At 69.3% G+C, this 22,437-nt stretch carries 19 protein-coding genes and 1 pseudogene; 5 read left to right on the forward strand and 15 right to left on the reverse strand.

Features of this window, described 5'->3' with window-relative positions; all coding sequences use genetic code 11:
* Window positions 1-69: 69 nt before the first annotated feature.
* The gene (locus ACFY1U_RS34880; protein WP_389085353.1) at window positions 70-2,664 is read right to left on the reverse strand and encodes an alpha/beta hydrolase fold domain-containing protein; all 2,595 of its coding nucleotides are present in this window, start codon (window positions 2,662-2,664) and stop codon (window positions 70-72) included.
* A 265-nt stretch (window positions 2,665-2,929) separates the two neighbouring features.
* Between ACFY1U_RS34880 and ACFY1U_RS34885 the strand changes: the two are divergent.
* From ACFY1U_RS34885 to ACFY1U_RS34895, 3 genes and pseudogenes are all read left to right on the forward strand, one after another.
* Window positions 2,930-3,986: pseudogene (locus tag ACFY1U_RS34885) on the forward strand (NAD(P)-binding protein); the annotation flags it as partial.
* Window positions 3,987-4,597: 611 nt separating this feature from the next.
* Window positions 4,598-6,628, forward strand: coding sequence for a HelD family protein (locus ACFY1U_RS34890; protein WP_389085355.1), 2,031 nt, complete (start codon window positions 4,598-4,600; stop codon window positions 6,626-6,628).
* Window positions 6,629-6,707: 79 nt separating this feature from the next.
* Entirely contained in the window at window positions 6,708-7,001 is a 294-nt protein-coding gene (locus ACFY1U_RS34895) for a DUF4193 domain-containing protein (protein WP_389085358.1), read from the forward strand.
* A gap of 11 nt (window positions 7,002-7,012) precedes the next feature.
* Here the strand turns inward: ACFY1U_RS34895 and ACFY1U_RS34900 are convergent, their stop codons facing one another.
* The 3 genes from ACFY1U_RS34900 to ACFY1U_RS34910 all read right to left on the reverse strand — a co-directional run bounded on the left by ACFY1U_RS34900 (window position 7,013) and on the right by ACFY1U_RS34910 (window position 8,751).
* On the reverse strand, window positions 7,013-7,612 hold the full coding sequence (locus ACFY1U_RS34900; protein ID WP_389085360.1) for a hypothetical protein: 600 nt from the start codon (window positions 7,610-7,612) through the stop codon (window positions 7,013-7,015).
* The gene (locus tag ACFY1U_RS34905) at window positions 7,558-7,812 is read right to left on the reverse strand and encodes a hypothetical protein (protein ID WP_389085362.1); all 255 of its coding nucleotides are present in this window, start codon (window positions 7,810-7,812) and stop codon (window positions 7,558-7,560) included. Before ACFY1U_RS34905 ends, ACFY1U_RS34900 begins: the two co-directional genes overlap by 55 nt.
* A gap of 333 nt (window positions 7,813-8,145) precedes the next feature.
* Window positions 8,146-8,751: a TetR/AcrR family transcriptional regulator gene (locus ACFY1U_RS34910; RefSeq protein ID WP_389085364.1), complete on the reverse strand. Its 606-nt coding sequence runs from the start codon at window positions 8,749-8,751 to the stop codon at window positions 8,146-8,148.
* A 149-nt stretch (window positions 8,752-8,900) separates the two neighbouring features.
* On the opposite strand from ACFY1U_RS34910, the gene ACFY1U_RS34915 reads away from it, so the two are divergent.
* Window positions 8,901-9,533: a TetR-like C-terminal domain-containing protein gene (locus ACFY1U_RS34915; protein ID WP_389085367.1), complete on the forward strand. Its 633-nt coding sequence runs from the start codon at window positions 8,901-8,903 to the stop codon at window positions 9,531-9,533.
* Between the two features lie 79 nt (window positions 9,534-9,612).
* Here ACFY1U_RS34915 and ACFY1U_RS34920 read toward each other — a convergent pair whose 3' ends face one another.
* The 7 genes from ACFY1U_RS34920 to ACFY1U_RS34950 form a co-directional block, all read right to left on the reverse strand.
* Window positions 9,613-10,074 carry an alpha-L-rhamnosidase C-terminal domain-containing protein gene (locus tag ACFY1U_RS34920; RefSeq protein ID WP_389085369.1) on the reverse strand — a complete coding sequence of 154 codons (462 nt, stop codon included), beginning with the start codon at window positions 10,072-10,074 and terminating at the stop codon, window positions 9,613-9,615.
* A gap of 1 nt (window position 10,075) precedes the next feature.
* A complete protein-coding gene (locus ACFY1U_RS34925) occupies window positions 10,076-10,690 on the reverse strand; it encodes a TetR/AcrR family transcriptional regulator (RefSeq protein WP_389085372.1) in 615 nt (204 codons plus the stop codon).
* Window positions 10,691-10,755: 65 nt separating this feature from the next.
* Window positions 10,756-11,637, reverse strand: coding sequence for an SDR family NAD(P)-dependent oxidoreductase (locus ACFY1U_RS34930; protein ID WP_389085374.1), 882 nt, complete (start codon window positions 11,635-11,637; stop codon window positions 10,756-10,758).
* 6 nt (window positions 11,638-11,643) lie between these two features.
* On the reverse strand, window positions 11,644-12,528 hold the full coding sequence (locus ACFY1U_RS34935) for a short-chain dehydrogenase/reductase (RefSeq protein WP_389085376.1): 885 nt from the start codon (window positions 12,526-12,528) through the stop codon (window positions 11,644-11,646).
* Between the two features lie 12 nt (window positions 12,529-12,540).
* Window positions 12,541-13,467 carry an alpha/beta hydrolase gene (locus ACFY1U_RS34940; protein WP_389085378.1) on the reverse strand — a complete coding sequence of 309 codons (927 nt, stop codon included), beginning with the start codon at window positions 13,465-13,467 and terminating at the stop codon, window positions 12,541-12,543.
* Between the two features lie 725 nt (window positions 13,468-14,192).
* The gene (locus ACFY1U_RS34945; protein WP_389085381.1) at window positions 14,193-14,828 is read right to left on the reverse strand and encodes a TetR/AcrR family transcriptional regulator; all 636 of its coding nucleotides are present in this window, start codon (window positions 14,826-14,828) and stop codon (window positions 14,193-14,195) included.
* Between the two features lie 188 nt (window positions 14,829-15,016).
* Complete coding sequence (locus tag ACFY1U_RS34950) at window positions 15,017-16,615, reverse strand: MFS transporter (RefSeq protein ID WP_389085383.1); 1,599 nt, start codon at window positions 16,613-16,615, stop codon at window positions 15,017-15,019.
* 965 nt (window positions 16,616-17,580) lie between these two features.
* Between ACFY1U_RS34950 and ACFY1U_RS34955 the strand changes: the two genes are divergently transcribed.
* Window positions 17,581-17,733, forward strand: coding sequence for a hypothetical protein (locus ACFY1U_RS34955; RefSeq protein WP_390698099.1), 153 nt, complete (start codon window positions 17,581-17,583; stop codon window positions 17,731-17,733).
* A 277-nt stretch (window positions 17,734-18,010) separates the two neighbouring features.
* Here ACFY1U_RS34955 and ACFY1U_RS34960 read toward each other — a convergent pair whose 3' ends face one another.
* The 4 genes from ACFY1U_RS34960 to ACFY1U_RS34975 form a co-directional block, all read right to left on the reverse strand.
* The gene (locus ACFY1U_RS34960; protein WP_390698100.1) at window positions 18,011-19,306 is read right to left on the reverse strand and encodes an ammonium transporter; all 1,296 of its coding nucleotides are present in this window, start codon (window positions 19,304-19,306) and stop codon (window positions 18,011-18,013) included.
* A gap of 102 nt (window positions 19,307-19,408) precedes the next feature.
* Window positions 19,409-20,023, reverse strand: coding sequence for an XRE family transcriptional regulator (locus ACFY1U_RS34965; protein ID WP_059190389.1), 615 nt, complete (start codon window positions 20,021-20,023; stop codon window positions 19,409-19,411).
* 9 nt (window positions 20,024-20,032) lie between these two features.
* Window positions 20,033-21,118: an FAD-dependent oxidoreductase gene (locus ACFY1U_RS34970; protein ID WP_390698101.1), complete on the reverse strand. Its 1,086-nt coding sequence runs from the start codon at window positions 21,116-21,118 to the stop codon at window positions 20,033-20,035.
* Window positions 21,115-22,434, reverse strand: coding sequence for an FMN-binding glutamate synthase family protein (locus ACFY1U_RS34975; protein WP_389085390.1), 1,320 nt, complete (start codon window positions 22,432-22,434; stop codon window positions 21,115-21,117). Before ACFY1U_RS34975 ends, ACFY1U_RS34970 begins: the two co-directional genes overlap by 4 nt.
* Between the last annotated feature and the right edge of the window lie 3 nt (window positions 22,435-22,437).

Consider the following 22,437-nt stretch of genomic DNA (forward strand, 5'->3'; position numbering starts at 1 on the left):
CGGCCAGACGCCGGGCAAGCCATTGGGACCCGTCGCTCACGGCTCGTGTGCCGTGAGCGACGGGCCTGTTCAGCCGAGGGTGGCCGCGGCCTTCGCCGTCCGGGCCTCGGCCGACAGCAGCGGCGCGAGGAAGTCGCGGATGGCGTCCTGGATCTCGGCGGCGCGCGGAATCGCACCGGAGAGCACGAACGTGGTGTGGATCAGACCGTCGAGGCGCCGGCAGACGGTGGGTACACCGGCTTCCGTCAGCGCTCGCGCGTAGTCCTCCCCCTCGTCGCGCAGCGGATCGATCTCCATGGTGATCACCAGTGCGGGCGGCAGGTTCGACAGGTCCCGCGCCCGTGCTGGAGCAGCCCACGGGGAGGTCACGTTGGCAGGGTCGCCGAGATACCAGGCCGCCATGCGGGCGCCCAGCTCAGTGGAGATGATCGGGCCGCGCGCGAAGGTCTTGCGGGACTCGGTGTCGGCGGTGAAATCGGCGGGCGGAGTGACGAGGACCTGGGCGGCAAGGCGCGGTCCGCCCTCGTCCCGGGCGCGGAGCGCGGCCACTGCGGCCAGGTTCGCACCGGCGCTCTCGCCACCGACGGCGATCCGCTCCGGGTCGCCGCCGTACTCGGCGATGTTCTCCGCCGCCCAGCGCAGCGCCGCCATCGTGTCGTCGACCGCCGCCGGGAACGGGTGCTCGGGGGCGAGCCGGTAGTCCGGGGACACGACGAGAGCGCCGAGGCGCCGGGCGAGGGACGCGCAGGGCTCGTCGTACGCATCGAGACTGCCCGCGATCCAGCCGCCGCCATGGAGGAAGACGACCACGGGCAGCGGGCCCTCGACCGGCGGCCGGTACAGGCGCACCGTCCGCTCACCACCGTCCGTCGGGTACTGGGTGTCGGTGATGCCGACATCCTCGGGAACCGGCAGCTGCAGGTGCTTGAAGGTCTCGATGGCGCCTCGGATCTCCTCCAGGGAGGACTCCTCGAGCGGCTTGGCGCCCATGTTCATCTGGCCGGCGAGGAGGAAGACCGCCGCACCGTCGATTTTGATCGTGTTCGGCAGGGCTCGCTCGTCCCCGTCGAGCGAGAAGCCGGCGTACTCGGTCGCCTGGACCTCGGCGCAGATGGCGCGGTACATCGGCGCGCCGGTGAACAGGGAGATCGGCCTCCGCGGCTTGCCCGGAATGTTGTCGCCCATGTACCAGGTGACCGCCTTGGGGAACAGGGTCGCCTCGGCGACCTCCAGGACCAGGTCGTTGTACCGGTCCTCGGCCGCAGCCGTCACCTCGGCCGTCCGGTGCCCGTGCGCGTCCGTATAGGCGATGAGGTCGGCGATGAAGTCGACACTGTCCTCGATGGCGGTCGGGTTGTTGAAGAGGGCCGCCGCGCTCTGCGGACCGTTGACGTGGAACAGGTTCGGGAAGCCGTGGTTGGCCATTCCGACGTACGCGCGCTGCCCGTCCGCCCAGTGGTCGGTCAGTTTCAGGCCGTCGCGGCCCACCACGCCCATCCGCATCAGGGCGCCCGCGCCCACGTCAAAGCCCGTGGCGAGCACGATCACGTCGAACTCGTACTCCTCGGCCGTGGTGGCGATGCCCTTCTCGGTGATCCGCTCGATCGCGGTCGTCCGGGCGTCGACGAGACGCACGTGCGGCAAGTTGAACGTCTCGAAGTAGTTCGTCTCGAACGTGGCGCGCTTGGCACCGTACGGGTGCCCCTTCGGAGTCAGCAGTTCCGCGGTCTTCGGGTCCTTGACCCGCTCCCGGATCCGGTCCCGGATGTAGTCCGCCGCCGTCTCGTTGGCGGCCGGATTGAAGGTCAGGTCGAAGTAGGTGGACGCGAGCATCCGGAAGCCGCCGCCGTTGTAGTACGTGTCGTACGTCTTACGGCGTTCCTCGGGGCTGTCTGCCATCGCGGAGCGCGTGGCGCGCGGGAACGCGGCGCCTGCCAGGCTGTTGCGCGACTCCTCCCGCAGCCTCGGGTAGTCGGCGACGACCTGCTCGAACTCCTCATCGGTGAGCGGACGGTTCCCAAGGGGACAGGCGAAGTTCGCGGTCCGCTGGAACACGGTCAGTTCGGCGACCTGCGGGGCGATCGTCTGGATGACCTGGATACCGGTCGAGCCGGTGCCGATCACGGCGACACGCTTGCCCGCCAGATCGACGCCGTCGGCCGGCCACCGGCTGGTGTGGACGACCGTGCCTCGGAACGTCTCCTGGCCCGGGAAGTCGTTCGGCTTGTTCACCGAGAAGGCGCCGGCCGCGTTGATGAAGAACCGCGCGATGGTGACGCCGCCGTCGTCCGTACCGACAACCCAGCGCTGAGCGGCTTCGTCCCAGACCGCAGACGTGACGCGCGTGCTGAACCGGTAGCTGCGGCGCAGGTCGAACCGGTCGGCCACATGCTCCAGGTAGGCCAGGATCTCCGGCTGCGCGGCGTACCGCTCTTTCCAGCGCCACTCACGCTGCAGGTCCTCGTCGAAGGAGAAGGAGTAGAAGATGCTCTCGAAGTCGCAGCGCGCGCCGGGGTACCGGTTCCAGTGCCAGACGCCGCCCGGTCCCGAGGCCGCCTCGAAGGACTGAACCGACAGGCCCTGCTGGTTGCGGAGGCGGTGGGTGGCGTAGAGGCCGGAGAAGCCGGCACCCACGACGACTGCGTCGACATGTGTTTCGGTCATGTACCGACTCTGAGTTCGGCACGTTGCGAGGGCTACGGGTAGGGATACCTGATGGCATACCTGATCCCCTACCTGTCTTCTGCCGGGTCGGTCGGCTTCGGCGACCCGGTTCAGATGCGAAACCGCTGGTGAATGGGGTGAACAGCCGGATTCGCGAGACTTCGGCGATCTTCTGCAACTGATTGCATAACATCCTCCGGGGTCATACAACTGCTCACATGTCGCAGCACGACGCAGCGGCAGGAGCCCTGCCGATGTCCCGCTGCCGGGTGCCAAGATGACCACAGAGGCTGAGGCGGAGCAGCACGCGCTCGTCACCGAGACGGTGCACCGCGAGGGTGGCCGGATCGCGATGCAGATCCTGCACACCGGCCGATATGCCCATCACCCCGACCTGGTCGCCCCAGCGCCCGCCAGGCGCCGATCAACAATTATGTGCCGCAGGCGCTCACCGATGATGAGATCGAGGAGACGATCGAGGCGTTCGTCCTGGCGGCTGCGCTCACCGGGGCAGCCGGCTATGACGGCGTCGAGATCATGGGATCCGAGGGCTACCTGATCAACGAGTTCATCGCCCCGGCGCCCAACCACCGCACCGACCGTTGGGGCGGCAGCTACGAGAACCGGGTTCGCTTCCCCCTGGAGATCGTCCGCCGCGTACGCGAACGTGTCAGCCCCGACTTCATCCTCATCTATCGCCTGTCCATGCTCGATCTCGTCCCCGACGGCAGCACCCTGGACGAGGTGGTCACGCTCGCCAAGGCGGTCGAGGCGGCCGGCGCCACGATCATCAATACCGGGATCGGCTGGCACGAGGCACGCGTCCCCACCATCGCGACCTCAGTACCCCGCGGCGCGTACTCGTGGATCACCGAGCGCCTGAAGGGATCCGTTTTTGTCCCCCTGGTGCCCAGCAACCGCATCAACACCCGGAGATCGCGGCGGAGTTGCTGGCGGAAGGCCGAGCAGACATGGTCTCGATGGCCCTTCCGTTCCTCGCCGACCCCCACTTCGTCGCCAAGGCACGCGCCGGACGCCCAGACACGATCAACACCTGCATCGGCTGCAACCAGGCCTGCCTGGACCACAGCTTCAGCGGAAAGATCACCTCCTGTCTGGTCAACCCGCGAGCTTGCCGCGAGACAGAGCTGGTGCTGTCCCCGACGCGCCGCCGCAAGCGCCTGGCCGTGGTCGGGGCAGGTCCGGCCGGGCCGGCGGTGTCGGTCACGGCCGCCCAACGCGGCCACGACGTCACGTTGTTCGACGCCGACGACAAGATCGGCGGCCAGCTCAACATCGCCCGGCGGATCCCGGCCAAGCGGCCGTCTGGCCCTGACCGACCGCTATTACCTGGAGTGCATGAACTACCAGTCCCGACACGGCGCCGAGCCCACCCCCGAACGACTCTCCACCCACCTCGCCGCCCAGGGACTCCTCGGACGCGGCGGCAATCCCATCAGCCCCTCAAACCTGCGCCGACACTTCCTCTTCGACCGGGCGGCGGTCGCCGCGGCCGTCTCGTTTGGACCGTGGCGAAGGGGAGCACCGTCGATGACCAACCCGCGACGTGGCCTTCGTGCCCACCCGCACGGTGAGCCGATGCCTGCCTCCGCAACGCGGCGGCTTTGTCACATGTCACAGCAGGTTCCGCCGGAATTCAGCGGTGGGTGAGCAGCCGTCTTCAGCCGTCCACGACCGATCTGGGGACACACATGCGGCGTTAAAGCAAATTGAGTAAGCCGAGCCAAACGCATATCCGCATTCCCCCAGGTCATCCATATTCCCCTCCCGTAGGTGATGATCAAGCCAAGTAAGTCAAGACTTACTTTTGAATAATTTCGACCGCATAGTGGTGGCTCGAGCCGAGAGGAGCCCCCTGTTGTCGCAGGTCAACGACCTCGCTGTGCGTCAGGTCGAATTGGAACGAGCTCATGTGTCCGCCTTGTACGAACTGCTCGCCGAGCGGCTCTCCGAGGCGCGGGCGCGCCGGGCGGATGTACTCACGGCTCCGGCCGAGAGTGCCGGTGAGGTATATGAGCGAGAGGTCGCCGCTGCACGTCTGGCCAAGGAGATCGGTCGGCTTGAGGGCGCCGAGAATGGGCTGGTTTTTGGCCGCATTGACTGGACGGACGGCACCGCTCTGCGTATCGGCCGGATCGGACTGCAGACGGAGGCCGACGACCTGCCCCTGCTCGTGGACTGGCGTGCGACCGCGGCGCGGCCTTTCTACGAGGCGACGCCGGTTCACCCGATGAACCTGCGGCGGCGTCGGCATCTGCGCCTGGAGGATCGCACGGTGGTCGCAGTGAGCGACGAACTGCTGGACGACTCCGCCCCGACTGCCGAAGACGTAGTGGGCGACGGCCCGTTGACCGACGCTCTTTCGGCACGGCGTACGGGCCGGATGCAAGCGGCAGTCGCGACGCTGCAGGCCGAGCAGGACGAGATCGTTCGCTCCGCGCACCGCGGGGTGACGGTGGTACAAGGCGGGCCCGGCACGGGGAAGACGGTGGTCGCCCTGCACCGGGCAGCGTATGTCCTGTACGCGTTCCCGCGCGCCGCGGAGCAGGGTGTTCTGGTGGTCGGGCCGAACTCGCGGTTTCTCGACTACATCTCCCAGGTCCTGCCCTCGCTCGGCGAGAACGACGTCGTCCTGGCGACCTGCCAGGAACTGGCCGGAGTGTTCCCGGACGCGGTGGAGCCGTTCGATGCGGCGCGTATCAAGGGCAGCTCCGTCCTCGCCGACGCTCTGGCCTCTCTGCTGCGCGTCCACCAGGCTCCGGACGGCGACTTCGCTGTGCGGGTCGGAGAGGATGTGGTTCACCTCTCGGGCGAGAGAGTCGCCGTGGCACGCGACGCCGCCGTGGCGACCGGGCTGGGGCACAACCCCGCACGCCAGGTGTTCAAGGAGCTCCTGGTCGACGCCGTCACCGATGCGCTGGAACGCAATATGGGCGACCTCCTGGAGCAGATCGATGCCGAGGTCGCCCAGCTGACGGGCAGGAACCTCGACCGGTTCACAGCGGCCGACCTGCGCCACGGCCACGACGGCGCGCCCGCCCCGGGACCGGCCGACGAGTTCGACGCGGACGCCGTCCGGGCCGATCTCCTCGACGACGCCGCCGTCGACCGAGCAGTGGAGGCGCTGTGGCCGCGGCTGGTACCCGGCGACCTCGTGAGGGCTCTCCTGACGGACCCTGCCTCTCTCGCCGAGCATCTGCCCCGGCTGACCGCGGACGAGCGGTCAGGTCTGCTGCGCAGTCCGGACGCCCCGTGGACGGATGCCGACGTACCACTGCTGGACGAGGCGGCGAGCCTGATCGACGGGCCGCCGGAGCGGACGTATGGGCACGTCGTCGTCGACGAGGCACAGGAGTTGACCGCCATGCAGTGGCGGATGATCGTGCGCCGCTGCCCGGCACGGGCGATGACGCTCGTGGGCGACTTCGCCCAGGCCGGCCCGGTCGCGACAGCACGCGATTGGAAGGAGGCATTGAGTCCGCATGTCGGCCTGCGGTTCAACCTCCACAACCTGACCGTCAGTTACCGCACCACCCAGGAAGTCCTGGACAGTGTGCGCGACCTGCTCGCGCGGATCGCTCCGGACCAGACGCCGACACGGTCGCTGCGACGTGGTGAGGCTCCGCGCACCCTGACCGCACCTTTGGACGGGCTGGTCGCCACCGTCGCCCAGGAGATTCGTGCCCAGCACACCGCCCACCCGGGAGAACTGGTCGGGGTGATCTGCGCGGACACGAGGGTGGACGAACTGACGGCCGCGGGCATCGCGCAGCTCGCACGCGTCGTGCCGGCGTCCCAAGCGCGCGGTCTGGAGTTCGACGGGGTCGTCGTCATGAGCCCCGCGGAGATCATCACAGCCCGCCCCGGCGGGGAAAGGGACCTGTACGTAGCCCTGACCCGGGCCACCAAGAGGCTCTGCACGATCACCGCCCAGCCCGCCTGACGTATCACCGTCCGCTTCCTATCGCGCATGCGCCACAGACATGCGCAGGCACCGTAAGCATCAAGACAGAGAAGGTGGCATGGCAAAGGACTACGACGCCCCACGCAATGACGGCGTCATCGACAACCTCGAGGAGCTCAACGCCCGGAGCACACCCACATCCGCTCCCGCCATCGACATCGATGAGTTCGAGGCCGCCGAGGGCCTCGAACTGCCCGGCGCCGACCTCTCCAGCGAGCAACTGGCCATCCCGGTACTTCCGCCGCTGGACGACGAATTCGTCTGTACGGCCTGCTTCCTCGTGTACCACCGCAGCCAACTTGCCAGCGGAAACAGCACTCTCCGCATCTGCCGTGACTGCGACCACACCTGACATCACGCCGACTACGACAATGCCCCACGACCCGTCCCGGCATCGCCATGTGCTCCTGCCGGCACCGGCCGTGATCCCTTCGCAGTGGACCACGGCGTAGGTGAGGACGAGCGGCGCGCTACCGGTGAGAGACCTCTCTCGAGCCGGAGCGCGGTTCCCACTGTCCGCCCCATCGCTGTGAACAAGCTGGCAGCAAGAGCCCCCAGCATCGCGGTAACCGCCATGGGCGTGACCACGGGCGCCCGTGACGGGGTGATCTGGTCGCGTCCGCTGCGGGCGGGATTGGCGGCGACGGCGATCAGTTCGGTGCGGATGGTGGCGCCGCGGGCCTTCGCGTGGCGAGCCGAGGCCAGTGCACCCAGTGCTCGGGTGAGCGTGTGGGCGGTGACCGCGAGCAAGACCTGCTCAACGACGGCGTGGCCGCGGTGGTCGGACTCGGCGCGGAGGAGTGGGAACGGGCTGTCGATGAACAGCGCGTGATACCGGTAGGTGGCGAACAGCTCGCCCTGGCCCTGCGCGGCGGCCTTGCGTTTGAGCCGCTTCGCCCGCCGCACGCTCATGCTGCCTTCGGTGCGGTGTGCGGCCTTGGAGTCGAACGCGGTGTAGGGCACTTCGGCGATCTCGGGTCGGAAATCCAGGTGTCGGTGGGATCGTCGTAGGTGGCGTTGGCGTAGTTGATCGCGGTCCATGCGTCGTCAGCGATGCCGGTGATCGCCTGTTCGGCCTTGGGACCCATCCGCACGGTGACCGAGAAGTACTCCCCGTTGCGGCGGCACGCGGCCAGCGGCGTGGACACAGTGGCGGCCAGCACACGTTCAGCCTGCGCAGCAGCGGCTTCGACGCGATCTTGCCGTGCCCGAACGCCGCGCGCTGCTTCGTGCCGCCCAACACCCGCCGTTGCAACGAGTCGACATCGATATACGCCCGGCGCGGCCGCGCCGGGCAGCAGGGGCGCCGCTCCGCCAGCTCGGCCAGCACCCGGCGATGCACCGCGACGAGCTGGCGCACGTTGCCGTGAACCAACGCCCGGAGAACGGCCAGGCGGTCGCTCACACCTCCGTTGGATGCGCAGCTATCCCCAACTGCTGCATCATGCTGCTTGATCGCGGATGTGCTGTATCAGGTTGCTGTTTACCTCTCAGGGTCAGGTAGTCAGGGACGGCATGACCACCGAGTCCAGATAGTGGAGCAGGAACGCCCGGTCCGGTGGCCGGTTGGCCACCAGTGGCCGGGCCACCAAGGCACCGATCAATACGTACGGCACGTACTGCAGTGCCGGGCAGTCCGCTCGTACCTCACCCCGAGCCACCGCTCGCCGGAGGATCGCCGCGAGGCCGGCGGGGTCGGGGTCGACGATCAGGTTCTGCAGGGCCCGCATGAGGTCGGGGTGGGTGTGGACGGCGTGCATCAGGCCGCGGACCAGGGCGGCTTCTCTGCGGAGCTGCTCGTCGTCCAGCTGTTCGATCACCGCGCGCAGGTCGCCTTCGAGGGAACCTGTGTCGATGTCGCCGACGACCTTGCCCTTGGTCCGGCGCAGTGCCTCGGCGACCAGTTCCGGCTTGCCCGACCACTGGCGGTAGAGCGTGGCCTTGCTGCAATGGGTGCGGATCGCCACCGCGTCCATGGTCAGGGCCTCGTAACCGACCTCGCGGAGGAGGTCGAGGACGGCGGCGAAGAGCTCCTCCTCGCGTTCCGGGGCGATGCGGCTGCGGCGCGTGCGTGGCGTGGTGGCCTGGTCCGTCGCTGTCATCCGAGGCACCTCGTTCGAGCTTCGAGCGAAACGGTTTCGCACGTGTTCACGGTAACCTAGGCTGCGGTGAATACGAAACCGTTTCGGTCGCATAATAGGGGCACGGGTCCTGAGCCGTGGGTCGTCTCGGGATGAGGGGAGAGCCAGTCATGGCAGCCATCGCGTCGCCGGTCCCGGCCGAACCCGGCCCCGCCAAACCGGGCCGCCCCCGCGACACCACCGCCGACGACCGCATCCTCCGCGCCGTCGTCGACGAACTCTCCGACCATGGTGTCGCTGGCTTCCGGATCAACAACGTCGCCGCCCGCGCCAAGGTCGCCAAGCGCACCCTCTACAGCCGTTGGACCGAGCGGGACGAGCTCATCATCGCGGGGCTCAACACCCTCGCCCTCGACCTCGTCCCGCCCCGCACCGGCAGTCTCGTCGGTGACCTCAACGCCCTCTACGACGACATCGCCGACGCCCTCGACAGCCCACGCTGGCTCATCGCCGCCCGCTGCTCCTTCGAGCTGCCCGACCATCCCGAGCTGTACGCGAGATTCCAGCGCGACTGCATCGACAAGCCCCTCGCCGTCGTCGAGGACGTCCTCCGGGACGCGCAACTCCGCGGTGAACTGCGCGCCGGCATCGACCGTTCCGTGGCCGCCGAGACCTTCACCGGTTCCATCGCGGGGTACAGCTCGCACATTGCCCGGCTCCGCGGGGTCAGTGCGTACGGTGTCCGCGAGCAGTTCCTCGACATGTTCCTGCACGGGCTGTGCGCCCACGACCCCCGCGAATGAGCTTCCGGACCACCGCGGAGGCCGAACTTGACCCCCCACCCCGACAGCCACGCGCCGGACGTGTCACGCCACTCCTCCATCAGGTCGAGCTGGGGAGGTGTTCCGTGAGGAGCCCTGCTCCGTCCACCGACGGACTCGATGCAAGCACCTCCGAGGTCCTCGCCGAGATCGCGGAGAAGGCCGCCGCAGGAAGCGACTCAAAGCCCGCCCTTCCAGGTCGGTCAGGAACTTCTCGCCGTCGCGCATCACTCCGGCGAGCACCCGTACGGTGGTCTCGCCGCGGCTCCGGAGCCCACCTCGATGACGCCCTGCCGTCCGGCAGTACGGCGTCGGCCGTGGTGTTCGGAGGGACGACGGCCTCCACGGTGGGTTCACGCCCGGATAGCGCCCAGGACACCTCGGCGGTGCCGTACGGCGTGCACAGACGTGCTCCGGCCTGGGTGACACCGCCACCCGGAGGGGGACCGATCCGCAGGCGGCGGTATCCGAGCGTGGCGGAAGCCAGGCCGGCCGCCGTACGGTGACGCGGCCCCGCACGCACTTCAGCGGGCGAGCAGCCCGCGGAGAACCACCCTTTCCACAGCTGCGACGAGTTCCGTCACATGGGAGGCGTCAGCGCGGAGTCGGTCCGCGCGCCAGGAGAGGCCGAGAACGCCGTTCATGGCAGCCCACAGAGCGGTGGCGGTGGTGACGGGGTCGAGGTCGGCGGCGAGCGAGCCGTCGGCCACCCCGTCGGCCAGGGCGGCGGCGAGTTTGGCGTTCTGCTCGTCGACGAGCGCGGCGACCCGTTCCAGGGCCGCGGGTTCGTCCGGCGGCTCGGCCAGCAGGCGGAACTGGTGCGGGCGCTCGGCGGCGAAGCGGACGTACGCGGCCGAGGCGGCCCTGATGCGTTCCACGGGGGTGCCCGGGGCAGCGTAGGCGTCGTCCATGTAGGTCCGGTTGTCCTCGAGTGCCCGCTCGGCAACCGCGATGAGAACGGCCGCGCGGCCGCCTACCCGGTTGTACACCGTCTGCACGGCGACATCCGCGCGTTCGGCGATGCCTTCCAAGGTGACCGCCTCGGGGCCTCCGGAGGCCAGCAGTTCCTCGGCGGCGTCGACGATGGCCGCACGGGTTGCGGCGGCCCGACGTGTCGTGCGTGTGACCTTGGTTGTCATGGTCTTCGCTACTTTACGAGGTGCCCGAACGGCCGACCCCTGGGCCGCTTCCTTCAGCCTGGAATTCAGCGGGAACCGGCCTGGTGGCGCTCATGCGCCGCCGGGTCGTGCCAGCCTGACGCCGAGGCGAGGCCGAGGGCGCGTTGGACCGTCTGAGGGCGGAAGCCGACACGTTCGAGTACCGGCCGGAACAGACCGGGAGCGTTCGCGGTCAGGGTGAGGGACCGGGGGACGACGACGCGGTCAGCGCGGCGCTCGATGCCGCGGACGATGCCGGCGATGACCTTCTCCAGCAGCACCATCTTCCAAATCCCCTTGGAGTTGCCGCTCCAGAGGGCGTGCCCGGCCGGGTCCGCGGTCACGTCGTCCATCATCGGAGTGCGGAAGAACGTGGGGTGGGCGCTGCCGACACCGACCCCCAGGTGGCGAACCTCCAGGCGAAGGCTGTCGCACATCGCCCACACGCCGGCCTTGCTCGCGGTGTAGGAGACCTGGAGCGGCGAGTGCACGAAGGCGGCCATGGAGGAGATCGCGAGGAGATAGCCGCGTTCGGCCTCGACGTGGGGCAGAGCCGCCCGGAAGGTGCGCCAGACGCCGTTGAGGTTGATGTCGATCACCCGCTCGTAGGCGGCAGGGTCAATCGTCGCCAGGGGGGCTATGGTGTCGATGCCCGCGCCGGCGACGGCGACATCAAGGCGCCCGAAGTGCGCGGCGGCCTCGTCCATGGCCGCCTGCAGTCCGGCGAGATCACGGACGTCCACGGCCCAGCCCCGGGCGACTGTGTCGCCCCCCAGTTTCTCCGCCTGGGCCTGGGCCGCCTCGGCGTCGAGGTCGAGCAGTGCGAGGTTGGCACCCCGTTCGCGCAGGGCGTTGGCCAGGGCGATGCCGAGGCCGCCGGTGGAACCGGTGAGGGCTACGGTGCGCCCCGCCAGGTCGTAACGGGTCATGACGGCCTACCTCGGTGAGTTGGTCTGCGGGGACTTGCCTGCGGGGTCGGCGGATTCCTCGAGTCGGCGCAGGAGTCGGCGCAGTTCGGGGTGACGTTCGGCGATGAGATCGGTGACGGGGTTGAGGACGCCGCGCAGGGCCGAAAACGGTACCCATCTGCGGGGGACCATGACACGGGCCGACCGGTTCTCGATGCCGCGGACGACGGCGTCCGCGACGCGCGTGGGGGCGATGGCCTTGCCGAGCAGGGACGGGAAGGCGATCTCACGCATGCGGGTGGTGATGTCGTGGCTTCCGAATGCTGCTCCAGCGATGGGCGTGTGGACCCAGCCGGGGTAGAGCACCCCGGCGCTGGCGCCGTGGATGCCGAGTTCGGCGCGCAGGGCGCGGCCGAACTGCTCGACGCCGGCCTTCGACATGGCGTAGGGGGCGTTGGTCATGCCGTTGAAGTAGGCGTACACCGAAGCGGTGACCAGGACGTGCCCGCGCGCCGCGATAACGTGCGGCAGTGCGGCGCGAACGGTGCGCCAGACGCCCAGCAGGTCCACTTCGACGACGCGCTCGAACATGGCCGGGTCGATGGTGGCGATCGTCGCCGGCGGATCGGCCGCGATCCCCGCGTTGGCGAAGACGACATCCAGGCCGCCGAACCGGTCGACCGTACGGCCCACCGCGTCGGCCAGTGCGGCGCGATCGGTGACATCCACCGACAGCGCCAGTGTCCGGTCGCCGCCGAGCTCGCGGGCGAGGGCCGATGTGGCGTCGATGCCCCGGTCGGCGAGGACCACGTTGGCTCCGCGCGAGTGCAGCGTGCGGGCGGTGGCCGTACCGATGCCTCCGGCGGCGCCGGTGATGAAGACGGTCTTCCCCGCAATCGGGTAGGTGGGCATCTCGTACCTCTTTCAGAGTGTCGTGGGTCCCGGGGCTTCACCAGGTGCGGAGCCGATGGGGACGTGCCGCGCCAGGAAGGCGAGCTGGTCCGTGACAACGCGTTCGAAGGGCTCGCCGAGGTAGATGTCGAAGTGGCCGTCGGGGTAGAGGCGGATCTCGCCGCGCGGCGCCCTGCGGGCATGGCGCAGGGTCGGCCGCGCGGGGGCCACGCTGTCGTGCTCGCATACGCAGAACAGCACCGGGCATGCGATCTTCGCGGTCCGGCGGCCCGGCCGGTAGCGAAGGATGTCCAGGGCGAACCGCGCCGCAACCTGGTTGGAGAAGAGCGCGTCGTCGGGCACGAGGGCCAGGTAGCCGGGCTCGGCGTCCGCAGCGGTCATCAACGCGGCGGATCCGGGCGGCCCCGCCGTCGCGACCATGACGGGAGGGCGCCCAAGGCGGGCGCCGACCACGTCACGGACCGCGCGGGCCATCACCTTCACCGAGGTGTCCGGGCGCATCGCCAGGGCAGAGGCGACACCGTCGGTGAACAGGCCCTGGGCGATGACGGCGGCGACGGCCGGGTCCTGGGCGGCTGTCGCCAGGACATGGCCGCCGCCGAAAGAGGTGCCCCACAGCACCACGCGCCGGGGATCGGTCTCCGGCCGGGAGCGCGCGTACGCCACGGCGGCCCGCCAGTCCTGGAGCTGTCGTCTGATGCTCAGGAGCTGTCGCGGCTGACCGCCGCTGGCCCCGAAGTGCCGGTAGTCGAACACCAGGCACGCGTAGCCGGCAGCGGCGAAACGCTCGGCGTAGGCGTCCAGCCGCATCTCGCGGACCCCACCGAGACCGTGTGCCATGACCACCACGGGACGCCGACCCCCGCCCTCGGGCAGGTACAGCCAGGCGTGACACTCGTCCGGCCCCGAAGGAAACGTCACATTCAATCGGTCGGTCATCGGACCTCCGTAACAACCGCTCACCTTGTTGGGATCGCGAAAAGTTGGAACCACTTCCAACATTAGAAGTTAATCCAACATTTCGGGGCTGTAAAGCAAATCGACGGCAACGAACCCGTCACGTCTCCACTGGGCTCTGGAGCCACGCTCTGCCCTTCGCGGAGGATGTGCCGGCCTGTGGGGCGATCACCGATCGAGGGCGCGGAGTACTGCACGCGGGCCGCGCCCCTCATGGCAGGTGTGTTGTTGCCCCCTGCGCCTTCAGCGGTTCTTTGGGCGCGGCTTCCCGTCGAAGGAAACCGTGATCCTCGACATCTGGGAGCAGACGAACGCCCGTCTCATGGAGCTGATCGAGACCGTGGGCAACCTGAGGCCGAGGTGCCGCCGATGCCGAGGCCGTCGTGACCCGGTGTCGCGTATACGGGGGGCCTCTTCCCCGCCCCGGCTCCGGTGATCGAGCAGCCCGAGACCCTCATGGCGACCGTCAACCTCCACACGGTCGTCCGGGAGGACCATCTCGCGGACACACTGCGTGTGCGGTACCCGGAACTCGATGAGATGGACGCCAAGGTGTGGAGTTCCGCCCCCTTACGGCCTCCGTTACACGGAAGCCGCCCAGGACGTCTTCGACCGGCTTTCCGCACTGACGTCAAGGAGCTCGTCGCATCGCACCACAGCAGGCTCCCGTCACCCCGGCGGCATCGCCTGGCGCCTCGGCTCCGGGCTCAGCCCTCTGCCCAGTGGCGGTCGAGGGGCTCGTTCAAAATCTGCAGGGCGTGCTCGCGCAGCCGAGCCAGATCCTCCGCCGTGCCCTGAGGAAGAGCCGCCCAGTGGTGATGGGCCGCGCGCAGGGCCGTGCCGACGGCGCCGACGGCGAGGAAGGGGCGCAGGTCGATGTCCGGGTCGACACCCTCGCGCTCGGCGAGCTTGCGCGCGAGACGGTCCTCGATCGAAAGGGCACGCTGGTAGTGGGCGGCCAGCAGCGGCGGGGAATACTCCAGCAGCCACACGATGCGCGTCCACAGCTCCCCAGTGCTGTCGTCCGCCTGCATCAGCTGCTCTACGACGGTACGGGCCGCATTGGCCAACGCGGTGACCGGCGGCTCCTCGGCCGGGCGTGCCTCCAGGGCGGGAAAGATAGCCTCGTCCACCTCGGTGATCAGGGCCAGGGCGACCTCGTCCTTGGTGGCGAAGTAGCGGAAGAAGGTGCGGGGAGCGACCTCGGCGGCTTCGGCGATCTCGGCGACGGTGGTCTCGTCGTAACCGCGTTCCACGAACAGGGTCACGGCGGTCGAGATGATCGCATACCGGGTGCGCATCTTCTTGCGCTCCCGCAGACCGGGCTTCGCCGCAGTCGTCATATCGTCCTGCCTCCGCTCTTTCCGCGGGAAGTCTGCCACAGGTCACAAGGAGAGGCCGGGGCCCGCCGTCCCCACGAGGGCCCCGGCCGGACGGGGAGCGCCAGAAGAAGACCCGCCCGGCGCCGCTCAGACCGGGCGGTGCGCTCCCCGCGTCTAGGGGCGGGCCGCTAAACCCGCCTGGCAGGACGTCAGATGTGCACTGCCGTGCCTTCGACCTTGCGGCCCTGCTTGGTCAGCAGACCGATCGCAGCGCCCACGAGGGCGACGACGCCGGCGACGACGAACGCGAGACTCATGCCGTCCATGAAGGCGTGGTGCGTGATGTCCGTGATGACCTCGGCGACGGGCGCCGGGGTCTTGGGGGCGACCGGGGCGACGCCGACGGAGACCGCCTCCTTGGCCTGGGCGAGCTGCTCGCCGCGGAGCGGGGGCAGGTGGGCGTCCGACCAGCGTTCGGTGAAGACGTCGTTGACCTTGGCGGTCATCACCGCGCCCAGGACCGCGGTGCCGAGGGTTCCGCCGACCTGCATGGCGGTGGACTGCAGACCGCCGGCCACACCGGCCAGCTCGACCTCGGCGTGGCCGACGATGACCTCGGTGGCGCCGACCATGATCGGGGCCAGGCCGAGGCCCAGCATGCCGAACCACACCAGGGTGTCGTTGGCGCCCGAACCGGTGTCGAGGCCGCCGAGACCGAACAGGGCTCCGGCCGTCACGAGCATGCCGACGACGATCGGCGGCCGTGGACCGAACCGGTTGATGAGCACACCGGCCAGCGGTGAGCCGACAACCATCAGGCCCGTCAGGGGGAGCATCCGCACGCCGGCGTCGACGGCGCTCATGCCGTGCACGTTCTGCAGGTAGAAGGTCATGTAGAACATGGCGCCGAACAGGCAGAACGCCAGCATGACTATCAGTACGGTGCCCGCCGACAAGGGCAGGGAGCGGAACAGGCGCAGCGGCAGAAGCGGCTCCTTCGTGCGGCTCTCACGCAGCACGAACAGCAGGCCCACGACCAGGGTGGCGCCAAAGAAGCCAAGGGTCTTCGCGTCGCCCCACCCGTAGTCGGGGGCCTTGATCAGGGCCCACACCAGCAGGAACAGGGCACCGGACAGCAGCACGATCCCAGGGACGTCGAAGGACTTGGAGTCCTGGTCTCGCTCGGTGTCCTTCAGGAACAGCAGACCCATAGCGACGGCGACGATGCCGACAGGCACGTTGATGTAGAAGCAGGACTCCCAGTTGACGTGCTCGACCAGCAGACCGCCGACGATCGGGCCGGCCGCGGTGGACGCGGCGACCACCGCGCCCCAGATGCCGATCGCGGAGTTCAGCTTCTCGGGCGGGAACGTGGCGCGGACGATGCCGAGCGCGGTCGGCTGGAGCATCGCGCCGAACAAACCCTGCACCACGCGCAGGCCGATCATGACCTTGATGTCAGTGGTCAGGCCGATGCCGACGGAGGAGGCGACAAAGCCGACCGCGCCCATCAGGAAGATCCTCGTGTGGCCGAAGCGGTCGCCGAGCTTGCCGACGGTGATCAGGCTGACCGCGAGGGCCAGCAGGTAGGCGTTGGTCACCCACTGGATGTCGGACAGTGAGGCGTCCAGGTCCTTCTGGATGGCCGGGCTGGCGATGGCGACGATCGTCCCGTCCAGCGCGACGAGCATCACGCCGAGCGCGACGGCCAGCAGCGACAGCCACGGATGGCCGCGCAGTCGGCGAATGCCCGGGGCGGCTGGGGCCGGCTTCTGGACGGAAGCCTCGGCAAGGGTGGGCTTGCTCACGGTGAGGGGTCTCCTGAACTCACGGTTCGATCGGATGAGCTCAGCTTATGGCACTAAGTGCCATGTGGCATTCGAGTGCCAAGTTAATTCGGAGTGACATATGGCATGTGATGCCGTCAGGGTGGGAGGCTCGGCGGCTGCACAGCGAGGTCGGCGAGCAGCTCCGCGGCCCGGCAGCGGCATACCCAGCTCCCGTGCGTCTGCCTCATCGATGGCGCCGACGCACAGGACTACGGCGGTCCGGTCATCGATGCGGGCCCTCGTGAAGCGTGGACGGCGCAGACGTCCGCCGCGAAGCTCTCGGCACACCACTCCTACCTGCGGAAACGCGGTTCTGAGGCGTGCCGTCCGAACAAGATCCCACGCATGCGAACCCCATCCCGGCGCCGTTCAGCGCCCTCAGCCGGGCCGAGCCCCGCCCCCTCCTGGCCGCTGCGCCTCGTACGCGAGCGGCGGTGGATCGGACCCTGGGTGGCCTTGAGCGGATGTCCCGGGGCGTCGGCTGGCTGCAACGAGGTCGGCCGCGATCGACCCCGCGGTCGGCTTTCATGCGCATGAGTCCGGCGGGACGCCATGGCCCCGACGTACGCGAGGGGCAGACGCAGGGCCCACACCAGCAGCGGGACGTCGAACTTGGCGTCGTGGGTGAGGACAAGCCTGGTGAGCGGCTCTTGGTGCCGTTTTCCAGGGCCTTCGACGGCGGGCACGGGGCCGGGTCTCCCACTGCGGCCAACCCGTTGGCCGCTCCACGATCGTCTCGATCAACGACCACTGAGCATGTGAGAGCACCTGACACTTGCGGCACGAAACTGCAGGCCAAGCACGGCAACGTGCCAGGTCGCCTATCTGCAGTGCCTGACGATACGGCGGATCGCCGACCTCTATCCCGGCGAGGCCAAGACCGGCGCCGGTCCACCCACCTCTGGGACAGCACGACGCAGAGCCCCGGAGCCACCGAGAACCTGGTGGCACAACATGCCGTGGCACCGCAGTACTGGAGCATCCAGCGCGGCACGACGGTCGCCTTCGCCAACCCCGCGGGCAACGCGACCACGCACGGCGCCGGCTTCGTCGGCATCCGCAGCGCTTTTGGGAAGTACCAACTGGCCTTGCCATGATGGCCTGTTGGGCGGGGCGAACTTCTACGACCACGGGCCCGAGCGGCCGGGGATCGTACGCATGGCGGGGCCGTACGGGCGGCGGGCTGCTGTCGGCTTGGGCCTTCAGCGACGAGTGGTGCAACCTTCGTCCCCGCCCCGTCGAAGGTGCGTGTCCTGGCCGAGTTCGACGGGAGCACCCGTGCCCAGGGTGTGGCAGGCAACTACCACCACCCCGGGCACGGGTCGGTCCATCCGGTCGCCTGGTGCCAGTCCTACGACGGAGGCCGCGCCTGGCTCACCCGGCAGCGGCAGGCTCCGGGGCGGGGGCGGTGGCCGGCGTGTGCGTGAGGTCGTAGGCGCTCTCCGCGTGCAGGTGGACGTCGACGCCCTCCCGCTCCGCCTCGGGGCGGACCCGCAGGCCCATCGTCTTGTCGAGCGCCTTGGCGATGAGCCAGGTGATGGCGAAGGAGTAGGCGAGTACGGCGAAGGCGCCGACGGCCTGCTTGCCGAGGAGGGAGAGACCGCCACCGTACAGGAGGCCGTCGACGCCGTTGGGGGCGTCCGACGTGGCGAGGACGCCGACCAGGAGGGTGCCGGTGACGCCTCCGACGAGGTGGATGCCGACGACGTCGAGGGAGTCGTCGTAGCCGAACTTGTACTTGAGGCCGACGGCGAGGGCGCACACTCCGCCGCCGATGGCGCCGAGGACGAGCGCGCCGACCGGGGAGACTGCGCCGCAGGACGGGGTGATCGCGACGAGTCCGGCGATCGCGCCGGACGCGGCGCCGAGGCTGGTGGGGTGGCCGTCGCGGAGTTTCTCGACGAGGAGCCAGCCGAGCATCGCGGAGCAGGTGGCGGTGAAGGTGTTCAGCACGACGACCGAGGCGGCGTTCGAGGACGTCAGGGCGGAGCCGCCGTTGAAGCCGAACCAGCCGAACCAGAGCAGGCCCGCGCCGAGCATCACCAGGGGGAGGTTGTGGGGCCGTTCCTGGGCGCCCTCCTTGCCCCAGCCGATGCGCTTGCCGAGGACGAGGATCACGGCGAGGGCGGCGGCGCCGGAGTTGATGTGGACGGCCGTGCCGCCGGCGAAGTCGATGGCGCCGAGCTTGTTGACTATCCAGCCGCCGGTGACGTTCTTGCCGTCGAAGGCGAACACCCAGTGCGCGACCGGCAGATAGACGAGGGTGACCCAGATGCCGGTGAAGGCCATCCAGGCGCCGAACTTGATGCGGTCCGAGATGGCGCCGCAGATCAGGGCGGCGGTGAGAGCCGCGAACAGGGCCTGGAAGGCGACGAAGACGGAGAGCGGGATGACGGCCTTCGGGTCGTCCTTCATGACGCCGCCGAGGCCGAAGTACTCGGTGACGTCCCCGAGGATGCCAGCGCCGCCGATCGAGTCGCCGAAGGAGGCCGAGTAGCCGTAGACGACCCAGATGCAGCCGACGAGGGCGACGGCCCCGAAGGTCATCATGATCATGTTGAGGACGCTCTTGGCGGCGACCATGCCGCCGTAGAAGAGCGCGAGTCCGGGCACCATCAGACAGACCAGTGCCGTGCTGGCGAGCATCCAAGCGGTACTTCCGGTGTCCATGCGCACACTCCACGGAGAGGTCCAGCTGCAGGAGACTTCGTTTCACCGCAGTAGACACAAGGTGCGTTACAGGACACGCTCTTGGCCGATTAAAGCCGGGTTTCAGTGCTGCGGGCTGTCCCCGAAGGCCGTCACCGTCAGGAAGCGGATCGGCAACTCCACCAGCCGCTCCGGGCCGTGCGGGGCCTCGCCGTCGAACTGGAGGGCGTCACCGGGGCGCAGGGTGTAGCGGGACTTGCCGTGCCCGTAGACCATCTCGCCCTCCAGCATGTAGAGGAGCTCGGTGCCGGCGTGCTGGAAGAGCGGGAAGACCTCGCTCTGTTCGGTGAGCGTGACCAGCAGGGCGTCCATCCGCTTGTGCGCGCCGCGCAGCGAGCCGAGCTGGGCGTACTCGTGGCCGACCTTGGTGCCGCGCCGGACGATCCGGGCGCCGTGCCCGGCGGGGACGAAGACGGCCTCGCGTTCGTCGTCCATGCCGCGAAACAGGGCGGTGACCGGGACGTCGAGACCGCGCGCGAGCCGGGAGAGGGTGGTGAGGCTGCACGCGGTCTGGGCGTTCTCGATCTTCGACAGCATGGCCTTGGAGATGCCGACCCGCTGTGCCATCTCGCCGACCGACAGCCCGGCCGCCTGCCGGTACTCGCGGGCCCGGACCGCGATGATGCGCTCCAGGGCCTTGTCGTCGAGGTCCGCCGCGGGTTCCGGTTGATCGGTCACCGCCGCATCCTACGCGGTGGGCTTCAGGCGGAAGCGGTCGTGGGGCTCGGCCCGGCCGGTGGCGAGATCGGCGGCCATCGCGCCGATGAGCGGGGTGAACTTGGCGCCCTGGCCGGAGCACGGGGAGACGATGACCAGCGGACCGTGCCGGTCGAGGACGAAGTCGTCGTTCGGGGCGGTGGTGTACAGACAGGTCGCCTCCGCGACCGGGTCGGGGTCGAGGCCGGGCAGCCGGTCGCGGACGAAGTCGCTCACGCGGGTGCGCGACGACGGGTCGACGACACCGTTGCGGGTACTGGCGGTGGTGGGGGTGCCCCGGTCGTGCTCGGCGACCTTCACCGCGGGCAGCGGGCCGCCGTCGCCGCCCGACGGCAGACCGTACGTCTGCAGGGTGTCGTCCTTGAAGACCAGCGTCGGCCACACGACCGAGGGGTCGCGCTGACGGAAGTGGAAGACCTGCTGCTGGGTCACCTTCAACAGCGGCAGCGGGACCGGCAGTCCGAGTTCGGGCAGCCAGGCTCCGGCGGTGATCACCACGGTGTCGGCGGTCAGTTCACGGCCGTCGTCCGTGCGCAGGAGCACCTTCTCCCCCACCTCGAAGCCGGTCACCCGCACCCCGATCCACGCGTCCGCCCCGTGCTCGATGGCCCTGCGCAGACACGCCGCGACCGTCTCGTCGGCGTCGATCACCCCGGCGCCCGGGTGGTGGAGGACCGGTCCGTCGAAGCGCACGTACGGCCAGCGCTCCGACGCCTCCTCGGCGGAAAGGACTTCGTGCGGCACACCGGCCTTCCCCAACACCTGGCCCAGGCCCTTCGGGTCACGTCCCGCCCCGAAGTCGAGCCCACCGGTCAGGCGCAGCAAGGGAGTCGAGCTGTCGCGCTCCAGCTCGCGCCACTCCTCGTATGCCTGCCCGGTCAGGTCCACGTAGAGCTTCTCGCCGTAGGCCCGTCGGAAGATCCGCGAGCTGCCGTGCGAACTCCCCCGCTTGTGGCCGATGTCGTACGCCTCGATCAGCGTGACCTCGTGGCCGCGGCGGGCCAGTTGCCAGGCGGTGGCCGCACCCATCAGACCGGCACCCACGACTGCGATCACAGGCCCTCCCCGGGGATCCAGTTCGTGCCCGCGAGCGGGACACGGGCCATGGCGGCGGACTCGATCGTCAGCGCCACCAGGTCCTCGGGCTCAAGATTCAGCAGGTGCCCCTTGCCGCAGGCGCGGGCGAGGGTCTGCGCCTCCATGGTCATCACCCGCAGGAAGTTGGCGAGCCGGCGACCGGCGTCGACGGGGTCGAGGCGGGCGGCGAGTTCCTCGTCCTGGGTGGAGATGCCGGCCGGGTCGCGGCCATCCTGGTAGTCGTCGAAGTAACCTGCGGCGGAGCCGAGTTCGCGGTACTCGGCGTCGTACTTCGGGTGGTTGTCCCCGAGCGCGATCAGTGCCGCCGTGCCAATGGCGACCGCGTCCGCGCCGAGCGCGAGGGCCTTGGCCATGTCGGCGCCGCCCCGGATGCCGCCGGAAACGATCAGCTGGACCTCGCGGTGCACGCCCAACTCCTGCAAGGCGCGCACGGCTTGGGGCAGCGCGGCGAGGGTGGGGATGCCGACGTGCTCGATGAAGACGTCCTGGGTGGCGGCCGTGCCGCCCTGCATACCGTCGACGACCACGACGTCCGCGCCCGCGTGCACGGCGAGCTTCACGTCGTAGTACGTCCGGGTCGCGCCGACCTTCACATAGATCGGCTTCTCCCAGTCGGTGATCTCGCGCAGCTCCAGGATCTTGATGGCGAGGTCGTCGGGGCCCGTCCAGTCGGGGTGGCGGCAGGCGCTGCGCTGGTCGACACCGACAGGCAATGTCCGCATCCCCGCGACCCGTTCGGTGATCTTCTGGCCAAGCAGCATGCCCCCGCCGCCGGGCTTGGCGCCCTGGCCGAGGACGACCTCGATGGCGTCGGCCGCCCGCAGGTCGTCGGGGTTCATGCCGTAGCGCGACGGCAGATACTGATAGACGAGGTGCTTGGAGTGGCCGCGTTCCTCAGGCGTCATACCGCCGTCACCGGTGGTCGTGGACGTGCCCACCTCGCTGGCCCCGCGCCCGAGGGCCTCCTTCGCCTGGGCGGACAGGGCACCGAAGCTCATGCCGGCGATGGTGACGGGGGTCGCGAGCCGCAGAGGGTTCTTGGCGTGCCGGGTACCGAGCACGACGTCTGTGTCACAGCGCTCGCGGTAACCCTCCAGCGGATACCGGGACATGGAGGCGCCGAGCAGCAACAGATCATCGAAGTGCGGAAGCCTCCGCTTCGCGCCCCAGCCACGGATGTCGTAGATGCCGGTCTCGGCGGCGCGCTGGATGGCATGAATGGTGGCGCGGTCGAAGGTCGCCGACTCACGCAGACCGTGGGATGCGGTGTCCATGGT

It is taken from the genome of Streptomyces sp. NPDC001351, from assembly GCF_042896045.1.
Taxonomy (GTDB): Bacteria; Actinomycetota; Actinomycetes; order Streptomycetales; family Streptomycetaceae; genus Streptomyces.